The sequence below is a fragment of the Methylobacter tundripaludum SV96 genome (genome assembly GCF_000190755.2).
GTDB classification, from domain to species: Bacteria; Pseudomonadota; Gammaproteobacteria; order Methylococcales; family Methylomonadaceae; genus Methylobacter_A; species Methylobacter_A tundripaludum.
The window spans coordinates 2,551,218-2,564,112 of the sequence record NZ_JH109152.1; the positions used below are offsets into that span (position 1 = coordinate 2,551,218).

Genomic DNA, 12,895 nt, shown 5'->3' on the forward strand with positions numbered 1-12,895 from the left:
TTAAACCATTTAGTCAAAAATCTCTTGCCGCCGCTTAGTCTCTATATTCATATTCCCTGGTGCATTAAAAAATGCCCTTATTGCGATTTTAATTCACACGCGGCTAAATCCGAACTGCCTGAATCGGCCTATATAGCCGCATTGCTGGATGATTTAGCCCTCGACATAGAGCGCTATAATATCACCAGACCGATAAGCAGCATTTTTATCGGCGGCGGTACGCCCAGTTTGTTTTCGCCTGAAGCGATTAACCGGTTATTACGCGGCATAGAGCAACAGCTGCGGCTTGAAGAGGGGCTGGAGATTACCCTCGAAGCCAATCCAGGCACTTTTGAAAGCCATAAATTCGCTGAGTTCAGGGCGTTGGGTATCAACCGCTTATCGATCGGCATACAAAGTTTTAACGATCCCTTATTAAAAAAACTGGGTCGCGTCCATTCGGCGCAGGAGGCCATTCATGCCGCCGATATTGCCCGCCAGTCGGGTTTTGACAATTTCAACCTGGATTTGATGTTCGGCTTGCCGGGCGCAACTCCTGAAAGCAGTAAAATAGACATACAAACGGCGGTAAGTCTCAAGCCTACCCATATTTCCTTTTACCAGCTAACGTTGGAGCCTAATACCTGGTTTCACAAGTTTCCGCCCAAACTGCCCGATGATGAAACAATCTTTCGTACGCAAAAGGAATGTCAGCAGCTATTGGCGGAGCACGGCTATCAACAATATGAGGTCTCGGCTTACAGTAAACAAGGCTTGCAATGCCGCCATAATGTAAATTATTGGCAGTTTGGCGATTATTTGGGTATAGGCGCGGGCGCACACGGGAAAATCACCCAAAGTTTGCCGCAATCCATTGTTCGCAGTTTTAAGCCCAAAAGCCCGGAGCAGTATTTAAGCAACTCGCATAAAAACGGCGGGGCCGACGTTATTGCTGTAGCGGATTTGCCTTTGGAATTTATCATGAACCATTTACGCCTGAAGCGGGGGTTTATGCTGGAAGACTATCAGGCGGCAACCGGCCTTGCGGCAACGACACTGGAGCCTGCCTTATCCGACTGCGTGAAGCAAAATTTGCTTATCCGGCAAAACAATCACTATTATTGCTCAGAACAAGGCTGGAACTTTCTGGACAATATTTTAGAGAAATTCATCGTTACTACTTAGTCGACAAAAATGGAACGCAGATGACGCTGATAGTTATGATTAAATAAGATTTTTCTTAAAATCTGTATTTATCATATTCATCTGCGTCGTCTGCGTTCCATTGGATTTAACGATGTTGAGTAGTTACAATTCATTCCTTAACCCTCTGCAAACTCACTACCCATAACTATCATGCTTGATTATCAAAAAGACTTTATTTCCTATGCGCTGGATTGCGGCGTACTAAAATTCGGCGAATTCCAGTTAAAATCAGGCCGAACCAGTCCTTATTTCTTCAATACCGGTTTATTCAATACCGGCGCCCAGTTGGGCAAGCTGGGACAGTTTTACGCTCAGGCATTAATTCAATCCGATATTAAGCCGGATATCCTTTACGGTCCTGCGTATAAAGGCATCCCGCTGGTCAGTGCGACATCGATTGCCTATGCCGGGTTAACCGGCGAAGACATTCCCTTCGCCTTCAACCGCAAAGAAGCAAAAGATCATGGCGAGGGCGGTAGCCTGGTGGGCGCGCCGCTACAGGGCAAGGTACTTATCCTTGATGATGTGATTACGGCCGGTACTTCGGTCAGGGAATCCGTAGACATCATAAAAAATGCCCATGCAACACCGGCGGGCGTATTAATTGCCCTGGACAGGCAGGAAAAAGGCCAAAATGACGTTTCCGCTATATCGGAAGTTGAAGATCAATTTGCAATGCCGGTGATTGCGATCATTACCCTGGCAAATATTATTGAATATCTAACGGCTGATGCCGATGTAGAAGCATCTTTGCTCGACGCGATAAAAGCTTATCAGCATCTTTACGGTATTTAATAAATGCACCTGTCCACTCAAAAAATAAACATCTTAAGCTAACAGTTCTTAAGATATAGACTACAATTATCCAAAAATTACCGTCATCTGATATTTCGACTAACTTATAAAATCATGTTAGTAACAAAAGGCGTACCATGAGGAATATGGAATTTAAAGAACAAATGCACGAATATTCGGTATGGCGTGCAAAATTGGTTCAAGCTGTAGAAATGTATCACCAATGGCGTAGTCGCTATGGCATGAATGATCCTCACAGTGCCGATACCATTTTAAATATTCTTGATGGCCTGCAATCGGACAAGATCACGCTGGCTTTTGTTGCTGAATTTTCCCGCGGCAAAACCGAGCTGATCAATGCCCTGTTTTTTGCCGAAACAGGCGTCAGATTGCTCCCGTCTTCGCCGGGGCGCACCACCATGTCGCCTACCGAACTTTTTCACGATGAAAAAGGCGGCAATTATATCCGTTTGCTCAATATCGAAAGCCGCCTTGAAGACATTTCACTGGCTGAATTCAAGAAGAACCCCGATCGCTGGACCCAGATTGACCTTGACTGCGATTCGCCTACGCAAATGCAGGAAGCGTTTAAGGAATTGGTCGCTACCAAGCAGGTCGATCGGGACATCGCCGATAAGTTGGGCCTGTGGAACGAGCGTGAAGCGGCAGAGCAGGGCATCATCAATCCGGAGAAAATTGAAATCCCCTGCTGGCGTCATGCCTTGATCAGCTTTCCCCATCCGTTATTAAAAGAAGGCTTGTCGATACTTGATACGCCCGGCTTAAATGCTCTTGGAACTGAGCCGGAGCTGACCTTAAGCATGTTGCCCAACGCTCAGGCCATTATTTTTGTGCTGGCTGCCGATACCGGCGTTACCAAAAGCGACCTGGAAATGTGGCACAACCATGTTTGTCATAATCGTGGCGGCAGTAAACAGGGTTTAGCCGTAGTGATGAATAAAATCGATGCGATGTGGGATGATCTTGCCGATGAAAACGGCTATGACGATTCCATTCGCTCGCAAATAAAAACCTCGGCGACTACTTTAAAAGTAAACGAGAACGTCATTTTTCCCGTTTCAGCCAAACAAGCCCTGCTTGCCAAGGTTAAATCCGATGAGTCTTTGCTTGAGAAAAGCCGTCTGGCCGCATTGGAAAACTACCTGGCCAACGATATTTTAAAACAGCGCAAAAACATTCTACTGGGAACCATTACTCGCGACATTGGTTTTCTGGTTAATGAATCGTCCAACTTAACAGGCGCTTCATTCGCAAATGCTGTTGCACAGCTTGATGAATTCAAAAAAATCGATTTCCAAAACGCGGATATGACCGGTAAATTGATGGCCGAGACGCGGGATCGACAAAATCTTTACATGGCCAATGTTGAAAACTTTCAGGCCAGTCGCCGGGTTTTTGCCGTTCAAGCCCAGATGCTGATTGATTCATTCGCCAAAGAAAAAATTGATGGCATCATCAAAACCACCAAACATGACATGGCAAAGAGCCTGACAACCTACGGCATGAAGCAGAATATTCGTAAATTGTTTGATGAATTGCGCGATCTGTTGCAGGACTCTGTCGATATTACTAACGAAACTAGACGTCTGGTCAAGGCGATACACAAAAAGTTTAAGGATGAATACGGTTTTAAGGAGATCGAACCGCAGCTGTTTTCGATCAAGCAATACCAGATTGAACTGGAACAAATCTTTGATGAAGGCGAGGCCTTCCGCTCCAGCGCCAAAACCACGATGTCGGAACAAAGCATTGTTATCAACAAGCTTTACAGCACCCTGATCGCTAAAGCCAGAAACATACTCAGACAAGCGCATGCCGATGCTACAACCTGGAGTAACGGCGTTTTAACGCCTTTGATGCATCAAATTAAAGATCATAAAAAACAAATTGAAGGCCGTCTGCAAATGTTGAGAAAAATCAACGAATCGAAAGACAGCATTACAGAAAACATTGCCAGCCTTGAAGCGGAGCTGGGGCCGTTAAAACGGCAAAGCGAGGAATTGGCTATCATCATTAACGCGATGCAGCTGGATGTCGGCAGCTAAACGGGCATAAGGTTCAAGCTGTTAGCTTGTGGATGGATAGAAGCGTTAGCCGAAACCCATCCTGGTTCTGTTCATTTTCTTCTAAAAATCAAATCCCAAACGCCGTGCCCCAAGCGTAAACCGCGCTGCTCGAATCTTGTTAACGGGCGGTATTCAGGGCGTTCGCAATAGTCGCCGGTTTGGTTGGCATTGCCAAGACCCGCTCCTGCCGACAATATTTCCAGCATGTGTTCCGCATAATTTTGCCAATCGGTTGCCGCATGAAAATAACCGTTTAGCTGCAATTTCCGGGCTAATAATTCAACAAAACTGGGGCGGACGATACGCCGTTTATGATGCTTCTTTTTCGGCCACGGGTCGGGAAAGAACAAATGTACGCCGGCTAAGCTGTTATCGGCAACCTTGTGTTCAATAATATCAATCGCATCGTGACAATAGATCCTGACGTTGGTCAGGCCTTGTTGATCCAACAGTAGCATTAAATGCCCGACACCCGGTTTATGCACTTCAATGCCGATATAATCATTATCAGGATTGGCTGCCGCCATCTTCGCCAGGCTGTCGCCGGTGCCGAAACCTATTTCAACAATCAACGGCGCTGCACGGCCGAAAACCTGGTTAAAATCATAGTCGGCATCAGGATCGAGACAATACCTGTCCCAATGATTATCCAGAGCCAATTGTTGGCCTTGGGTGATTCGTCCTTGCCGACGGATAAAGCTGCGGATTCTGTGCGTGGGAGATTGTTCGGTAGAAAGCATAAAAATACTATGATCAGGGGTAGGGATGGATTCGAAGCTCCACACACATCAACTTAAGCAGAAGGTCCGTATATTCAATCAATAAAAAACAGATTGAATAATTCACCACGAAGACACGAAGTTCACGAAGAAAAATCAAAGTAAAAACTTCGTGTCTCGGCAATTGCTCCTGCATTGCTCTACCTCCTGCATCCATGCAGTCGTTCGTGGTGATATGTTTTGTTAAGTTGATGCTTATGAGGAGAGCAGCCTCTATGCAATTAAAAAAACAAGCCGTCTATCGGCGATGAGGCGGAAGCAAAACGCTTTCTTGGCATACGTCCCGCTAAAAACGCTTCCCTACCCGCTTCGATGCCTTTGCGCATGGCCGAAGCCATCAGTATCGGATTTTTAGCGGCGGCAATCGCGGTATTCATCAATACGCCGTCGCAACCCAGCTCCATCGCAATCGCAGCATCAGATGCCGTGCCGACACCCGCATCAACCAAAATGGGCACCTTGGCATTTTCAACAATGGTCAGAATATTATAGGGATTACGGATCCCCAAGCCGGAGCCAATTGGCGCGGCCAGCGGCATGACCGCGATGCAGCCAATCTCTTCCAGCCGTTTGGCGGCAATCGGGTCGTCATTGGTGTACACCATCACATCAAAGCCGTCTTTGACCAGCAGTTCGGCGGCGATATAGGTTTCCGCCACATCAGGAAACAAGGTGGTTTGGTCGGCCAACACTTCCAGTTTGACCAGCTTGTGTCCGCCGAGCAATTCCCGGCCCAGGCGGCAGGTTCTTACCGCATCTTCCGCGGTATAGCAACCGGCGGTATTGGGTAGGATGGTGTATTTATCCGGCGAAATGACATCCAGTAAATTAGGCTCGCCGGGATTCTGGCCGATATTGGTGCGGCGAATCGCCACTGTCACAATTTGTGCGCCGCTGGCCTCGATGGCCAAACGGGTTTCTTCCATATCCTTGTATTTGCCGGTGCCGACCAGCAATCTTGAATGATACTTTACCCCGGCTAGCACAAAGGAATCATCCTGTCCGCCGCCAATCGCATGGACAATTTCCAGGCGATCTCCGGTCTGTAATACTTGGGTATCGTATTGCTGGAACGGCAAAATTTCCTTATTCAATTCAATCGCAATTTTTTTGCCGGTTAAGCCCAACTCGGCAACCACATCGGCAACCTTGCTGTTTTCAGCGCAGTCGCGGGTTTCGCCGTTCACATAAATCATCATCTGCTTAAACTCCGGCTGGTGTCCACGGTTCTGCGTTTTTGCACCGCTTGCGCCAGCTCTCTTAACAACGGAACGGTATCATCCCAGGACAAGCAGGCATCGGTAATGCTTTGGCCGTAGACTAGCGGCTGACCGTCAACAACCTTTTGGCTGCCTGCCTTAAGATGGCTCTCGATCATCACGCCCATAATCCGGTGGTCGCCGTTGGTGATTTGTTGGGCGACATCGTCGCCGACGATCAACTGCCGCTGGCATTGTTTCAAGCTATTGGCATGACTGAAGTCGATCATGATATTCGGCTTTAGTTCCGCATTCACCAAGCCCTCAGCGACCTGCTCCACACTGACCGCATCATAATTAGGGCGATCATTACCGCCTCTTAAAATGATATGCACGTCTTCATTGCCGGTGGTTGAGAAAATAGCCGAATGACCGGCTTTATTCAGCGAGATAAAGTGATGCGGACTCATCGCCGCGCCTATCGCATCAATGGCGATTTTTATCGTACCGTCGGTGGAATTTTTAAAGCCGATAGGACAAGATACGCCCGACGCCAGTTCGCGGTGTCCCTGACTCTCGGTGGTTCTCGCACCGATTGCGCCCCACGCGATCAGGTCCGAAACATATTGCGGCGTGATTAAATCCAGGTATTCAGTTGCAGCCGGAACGCCCACTTCATTAATATCCAGCAACAAGCGCCTGGCGATGCGCAGGCCTTTGTTGATATTAAAACTGGAATCCAGGTCAGGGTCGTTAATCAGGCCTTTCCAGCCGACCGTAGTGCGCGGTTTCTCAAAATAGACCCGCATCACGATTACCAGATCATCTTCCAGCTCGTCTTTAACCGCCTTCAAAAGCCGGGCATATTCATGCGCCGCTATCGGGTCATGAATGGAGCAAGGGCCCACTACCACGACCAGTCGATCATCCAGACCGGTCAGTATTTTGTGGATGTCCTGCCGGGCCAGTGCAGTCGTTTGTGCCGCCGCCTCGCTAATCGGCATTTCGGTATGAACTTGAACAGGGGCAATAACTTCCTTAGTCCCGCAAATTCTCAAGTCATCAGTGTTATATTTTGTATGCATGAAAGCTATCAACCCGTCACAGGATTATTGTCAGAATTTGTCATTTTAACCGATTTTAAAGTTCTTTTGTTAGAGTTCTTGCCGCCTTAAACACGGCTACCCCAAGTCCGGCCAATTGGTCCCGAGCAAAATCAAATTGACCGCTCAGGATATAAACCGGGTTATTTGTATACGTAAGCCTGTAGGCCACATCAGCGTTGCAAGATTTCGCTTAATTAAACCGATAAATTTACTAATAAATAGGGTGTTGAGGAAACTTATGCGGACAGCGCTGTATCGTGACGCTGTTATATAAATAAGCCTGGAAAAATTATTTAATCCAGGGTAAACACCAAAAGCACGAAAATCTTTAAAAGAGATACCCCCGTTATAGATCGCCACCCAGAGAGTGAATGACGGTGCCATGCAGCCACCGATTTATCCAATGTCTTTCGTGGGCCAACCGCGGCTTTTAAGATAGAGCCCTGTTTTTGGAGGTGGAGTCTGGCGAGCGGCTGATTAAGTCTGTTATTTAATTAAACTGTGTTATTTAACACACTAAAAACAGGTTATATGACGCACTTCCATTGAAACACCGCCCCGCGATAAAAGCGTATCGATTGCACAGGCTAGGCGCATCAAAATAATAGACAGCAAAATCGATTCACAACTAACGAGTAAGTAATTGATTACGATAAATTAAAAGATCAACGACGGTAGCCGCTGAAAGCGGGTATTACCGTGGGCTTGGTGGCTTGGCATGCAATGTGCTGTCATGAACAGGCCACCCATGACTATAAAAATTAAAATAATGAAAAAGTATCTACTATTGCTGGGAATAACTTATTTAGGCTGCGGAGTTGCTGCCGAACCTGCCAAGGCTAAAAAGACAGATAAACAGGCCCAGACAAAATCCGATAAATATCAAGGCGAGGAGATGGTGACCTACGGCACTGCGACTGATAGAAAGTTTCCGGATACCGCCAAGGCAACGCCTACCTATACTATTGACGCGGCGGACGTTAAAACAAAAGTGAATGCGACAACGGTTGAGGATACTGTTAGATATGCGCCAGGCGTACTGATCCGCAAACGGTTTATGGGCGATCCGAACGGCACCCTGGGCATACGTACTTCAAATTCGTTCCAAACCGCACACAGCATGGTTTACGCTGACGGAATGCCGTTGCACAATCCTTTGCGCACCAGTTTCAGCGGAGCGCCCAGATGGTCGATGGTATCACCGAGCGAAATCGATTCGGCGGAAGTGCTTTATGGGCCGTTCTCATCGCAGTATAGCGGTAACTCAATGGGCGGCGTGATTAACCTGAACACTAAAATGCCGGAAAAATTTGAAGCCCAAATGGATGCTACCGGCATGTTTCAGAATATGCACAGGTCAGGGCGCAATGAAACGTTAATGGGCTATAAAACCTTTATTTCAGCAGGCGACCGGATTGATAAGTTCAGCGTTTGGGCCTCTTATAACCGTTTCGAAAACGAGGGGCAGCCGCAGACCATCAATGCGGCCGCTCTAACGACGGCAGCAGGCGGAACGGCAGTGACCGGAGGCGAGGGTTACCAGACAACGACAGAAGCCCCGGCGATTGCCTACGGTGACATCGGCGTTGCCCAACAAACGACGGATTTGTTTAAGGCCAAATTCGCTTATGACTTTACCGAAGAGCTGCAAGGACGCTTTACCATTGCCTATGAAGATCGCGTAGGGAAAGTTGACGACCCAAACAGTTTATTAAGGGACGCAGCTGGCAATAAAGTATGGGGAGGAGCTACCGCCGCAGGACTGTCAGCCAGTCAAAACTACAGAACAGCCGGCGGGAAACGGTTTGCCGTTCCCGGTTCGGTTTTCTCGGTCAGCGACTCGGAGCGTCAGGCGTTAAACTATGGCTTGGGTTTAAAAGGCAAAATATCGGATAACTGGAGCATCGATACGACCGCCAGTTACTACGATGCATTCAAGGACAGAACCATCAGTTCAAACCTCAATCCCAACCATCCGTTAAACCAAAACAAAGGCCAGGTTTCCGATGAAAAACCCTGGTGGGCCACTTACGACCTGAAATTGGCGACCGACAAATTCATGGGCAGGGATGATTTGTCTTTTATGGGCGGCTATCAGTTTAACCATGCCAGCCTGAACCTGGATGTCTATGACAGCAATAATTATAAGACTGGAGCTGTCGGCGCTAAAACCAACGACAGCGGCGGCGCAACTCAAACCAACAGCGCTTTTTCGCAGTTGGAATGGCGATTTTTGCCCGACTGGAGCGTAATGGCCGGGGGACGGTTTGACTACTGGCAAGCCATTGACGGACATGTACGTACTTTTGGCGCGACAAACAATATTCAAAACTATGCCGATCGCGATGCATCCCGTATTTCGCCTAAAGCGTCGCTGGAATATTCGCCAGACAACTGGACTTTCCGCTATTCGTTTTCAAAAGCCTATCGCTTCCCGATTGCCGAAGAAATGTTCGCCAGCTTATCCAGGCTTAACAGCGCGACTTTTTCTGCTCCCGGTTTGGGGCCTGAGGCAGGTTATTTCCATAACTTCATGACGCAGTACGATATTCCCAGAGGTTATCTGCGCGCCAATTTCTTTTTTGATCAAATCAACAATGAAATTAACAGCACCCAAGTAACCATCAACGGCCAGACGACAACGACTTTTCAGCCGATTGACCAAACCGAAGCCATTGGCGTGGATCTGACTTATCAACAGAACGAGGTGTTTAATCTGCCGATAGATTTAATGGCTAATACCACCATAATGAATAAGCAGATCACCAAACATAACCCTATCGGCACTAACAGCGTCAACTACACCGGCAAAGAGTGGGATCGCTTGCCCCAACTGCAAATCAACGGCTCGGCAACTTATCATATTACGCAGCCATGGGCCGCGTCAGTGGGCGTCCGTTATCGTAGCGATTCGTTTCAAACTTTGACCAATACCGACACTGCGGCCAATGTTATGGGCGGCACCGATGAATCTACTTTTGTCGATTTAAAAACCTCTTATCAATTGCCGATTAACCCAAAACTGAAAAGCACCCTCTCAGCGGGGATCGATAACGTTTTTGACGCCAATGCCTTTGAAAACCATCCTTACCCGCAACGCACTTATTTTGTTAGTGCGTCGCTGAAATATTAACCGCACCTATGAAATAGTTTTTTTGGCGGCACAAGGATGTGCTGCCTTTCAATGCTACATCTAATAACAATAATTTTTAGGAGGACTCCATGACACATTCAAAACCGCCTTATCCGCTTAACCCCCGACGGGCTTTGATCTGCTTGCTGATAGTAGCAACGCCGCTCGCCGCAGCCGAAACCAAGCAAAACGTTGACGGAAAAAAAGCTCCCGTGGACAAATCCAAAGCGGTGATGGCGGATATGACGGTAACCGAAAAAATAGCGCCGACCGCCAAGGAAAGATACAAGCTTCCGACGACTACGGAAAGCGTCACTCGCGAAAAACTCGACAATACCGTCAACGCGATGACTGCCGAGGATACTATTAAATACCTGCCCAGTATTCAAGTGCGCAAGCGTTATATCGGAGACACCAATGCGCCGGTGGGCTGGCGTACTTCAGGCACAGGCGCGAGTGCCCGAGGCTTGATTTATGCTGATGGCATCCTGTTGTCCTCCTTGCTGGGCAATAACAACGGCAACACCGGCTCGCCGCGCTGGAATATGGTATCGCCTTCGGAAATTGAACGGGTCGATGTAATGTATGGGCCGTTTTCAGCGGCCTATTCAGGAAATTCGATGGGCGGCGTGATCGACATCACTACGCGTATGCCGGAGAAATTCGAGGCTGGCGGCGATATAAAATCGACTTGGCAGGATTATAGCTTTTATGGCAAGAAAAAGACCTTCGATAGCCAGGAATATTCTTTCAATGTAGGCGATCGCTACAAAGATTTGTCATTCCGTTTTGATGTCAGTCACCTGGATAGCCACAGCCAGCCTATAGCTTTTGTGAATCCTCTTTCAACGGGTAATGCAACAGGTGCGGACACAGTGGTAACGGGGGCTATTGCAAACTCAAACCCGTACGGGGTTAGCGCTCAAGTGCTGGGCGAGTCGGCGCTTAACCATACGGTGCAGGACAACTTCAAATGGAAACTCGGCTACGATATCACCCCGACTATCCATGCGGCGTACACGCTGGGATTATGGCAGAACGATAACAACGCCGGTTTTAACAGTTTTTTGCGTGATAGAGCGGGCAATGTGGTCAATAGCGGCAACGTTAATATTGGTGGAAGGCGCTACGCAGCTAATTTCGCAGAAACCAGGGCCGAGCAAATGCACTGGTCGCACGGCATGAATCTTAAATCCAACACCGGTGGGGTATTCGACTGGGATTTGGCCGGCAGCGTCGTTGAATACGGCACGGATCTTAGCCGCACATCGACACAAACGCCTACACTCGCTGCCAGAAATGGCACCGGCACAGTGACCAGCTTGACCGGAACCGGTTGGCATACCGCCGATGCCAAGGGGATCTGGCGTCCCGGCGCCGATTTATTGGGTAAGCATGAGGTTAGTTTCGGTTTTCACCACGATTTATATAATTTGGATAACCCGGTTTATACCGTTGCCAACTGGCAATCGAACGATACCGGCGCCATTAGCTCCAACTCGCAAGGCAAGACCCAAACCGAAGGTTATTGGTTGCAGGATGCTTGGGACTTTAATAAAGACTGGAACCTGACTCTGGGTGGCCGCGTGGAAAGCTGGCACGCTTACGATGGACTTAATCAGGCTATAGCTAACGGCGTACTCAAATCGCTCAATCAGGCGGAGCGCAATGAACTGGAATTTTCGCCCAAGGCCAAGCTGACCTGGAAGCCTTTAGACCGTGTGCAAACAGGTTTATCCATCGGCCAAGCCTATCGCTTTGCTACCGTGACGGAGCTGTTTCAAACGACGACGACGACTGTGGGCGGGATAACGAATATTGTCAATGGCAATCCGAACTTAAAACCCGAAGAAGCGCTGTCTTCCGAACTTTCCGGGGAATATTTCCTGGATCAAGGCAAATTGCGTCTTAGCTTATTCCAGGAGCGCGTAAAGGATGCCATTTTTTCTCAGCAAACCCTTTTATCCACCGGAGCTATTTCCAGTACGCCTTCAAATGTCGGGGAAATTCAAACGTACGGTATCGAATTTGCCGGTGAAGCTAGTGATGTCGGTATACAGGGCCTAGATCTTTCCGGTAACACGACCTGGACGAATTCCGAAATTACCGAAAATTCTGCTGCTGACGCCGCCACTGCTGCTCAAACCGCCGCCCAAAAAGCGACCGCCCTCGCCACCAATCCTAATGCTTTAGTCCCATCGACCGGCAAACGCCAACCTAGAGTTCCAGAGTGGCGCGCCAGCGCAACCATTGGTTATCGGCCGACCGACAAGTTGACTACCTCGGTAAGCGGTCGTTACAGCAGTCCGCAGTTTAGCCAATTGAATAATAGCGACATCAATGCCGCAACCTATGGGGCGGGCGGTACCGCTTATTTTATTGTCGATTTACATGCAAAATATCAAATCACCAAGCAAGTCAGTGCTTCGGCCGGTATTGATAACGTCAACAATCAGGAAGTTTGGTTATTTCATCCGTTCCCATCGCGCACTTACTTTGCTGAGTTAAAATATAATTATTAATAACTTAACTATAGAGAGAAAACAATGAAGCCGGGCTTTTTAAGAGCCCGGCTTTACTGCATAAAGGCTGAAAAGATATTTTTCTTCTC

Annotated in this window: 8 protein-coding genes; 5 read left to right on the forward strand and 3 right to left on the reverse strand. The window is 48.1% G+C overall.

What is annotated here, in order from left to right:
• Positions 1-24 precede the first annotated feature (24 nt).
• The 3 genes from hemW (at position 25) to METTU_RS11405 (ending at position 4,046) form a co-directional block, all read left to right on the forward strand.
• Entirely contained in the window at positions 25-1,164 is a 1,140-nt protein-coding gene (gene hemW / locus METTU_RS11395; protein ID WP_006891731.1) for a radical SAM family heme chaperone HemW, read from the forward strand.
• A gap of 171 nt (positions 1,165-1,335) precedes the next feature.
• Complete coding sequence (gene pyrE / locus METTU_RS11400) at positions 1,336-1,980, forward strand: orotate phosphoribosyltransferase (RefSeq protein WP_006891733.1); 645 nt, start codon at positions 1,336-1,338, stop codon at positions 1,978-1,980.
• A gap of 137 nt (positions 1,981-2,117) precedes the next feature.
• The gene (locus METTU_RS11405; RefSeq protein WP_006891734.1) at positions 2,118-4,046 is read left to right on the forward strand and encodes a dynamin family protein; all 1,929 of its coding nucleotides are present in this window, start codon (positions 2,118-2,120) and stop codon (positions 4,044-4,046) included.
• Between the two features lie 71 nt (positions 4,047-4,117).
• Here the strand turns inward: METTU_RS11405 and trmB are convergent, their stop codons facing one another.
• From trmB to METTU_RS11420, 3 genes are all read right to left on the reverse strand, one after another.
• Entirely contained in the window at positions 4,118-4,807 is a 690-nt protein-coding gene (gene trmB, locus METTU_RS11410) for a tRNA (guanosine(46)-N7)-methyltransferase TrmB (protein ID WP_006891736.1), read from the reverse strand.
• Positions 4,808-5,067: 260 nt separating this feature from the next.
• On the reverse strand, positions 5,068-6,045 hold the full coding sequence (thiS, locus tag METTU_RS11415; RefSeq protein ID WP_006891739.1) for a sulfur carrier protein ThiS: 978 nt from the start codon (positions 6,043-6,045) through the stop codon (positions 5,068-5,070).
• On the reverse strand, positions 6,042-7,130 hold the full coding sequence (locus tag METTU_RS11420; protein WP_006891741.1) for a 3-deoxy-7-phosphoheptulonate synthase: 1,089 nt from the start codon (positions 7,128-7,130) through the stop codon (positions 6,042-6,044). The genes thiS and METTU_RS11420 overlap by 4 nt, the downstream gene beginning before the upstream one ends.
• A gap of 790 nt (positions 7,131-7,920) precedes the next feature.
• Here METTU_RS11420 and METTU_RS11425 point away from each other — a divergent pair.
• Both METTU_RS11425 and METTU_RS11430 read left to right on the forward strand, forming a co-directional pair.
• Positions 7,921-10,284, forward strand: coding sequence for a TonB-dependent receptor (locus tag METTU_RS11425; protein WP_150107780.1), 2,364 nt, complete (start codon positions 7,921-7,923; stop codon positions 10,282-10,284).
• 89 nt (positions 10,285-10,373) lie between these two features.
• Positions 10,374-12,806 carry a TonB-dependent receptor gene (locus METTU_RS11430; RefSeq protein WP_006891744.1) on the forward strand — a complete coding sequence of 811 codons (2,433 nt, stop codon included), beginning with the start codon at positions 10,374-10,376 and terminating at the stop codon, positions 12,804-12,806.
• The last annotated feature ends 89 nt before the right edge of the window (positions 12,807-12,895 follow it).

Coding starts and splice junctions, on each gene's coding strand:
- trmB (WP_006891736.1), bottom strand. CDS start 4,807: ATGCTTTCTACCGAACAATCTCCCACGCACAGAATCCGCAGCTTTATC.
- pyrE (WP_006891733.1), top strand. CDS start 1,336: ATGCTTGATTATCAAAAAGACTTTATTTCCTATGCGCTGGATTGCGGC.
- METTU_RS11430 (WP_006891744.1), top strand. CDS start 10,374: ATGACACATTCAAAACCGCCTTATCCGCTTAACCCCCGACGGGCTTTG.
- METTU_RS11420 (WP_006891741.1), bottom strand. CDS start 7,130: ATGCATACAAAATATAACACTGATGACTTGAGAATTTGCGGGACTAAG.
- METTU_RS11425 (WP_150107780.1), top strand. CDS start 7,921: ATGAAAAAGTATCTACTATTGCTGGGAATAACTTATTTAGGCTGCGGA.
- thiS (WP_006891739.1), bottom strand. CDS start 6,045: ATGATGATTTATGTGAACGGCGAAACCCGCGACTGCGCTGAAAACAGC.
- METTU_RS11405 (WP_006891734.1), top strand. CDS start 2,118: ATGAGGAATATGGAATTTAAAGAACAAATGCACGAATATTCGGTATGG.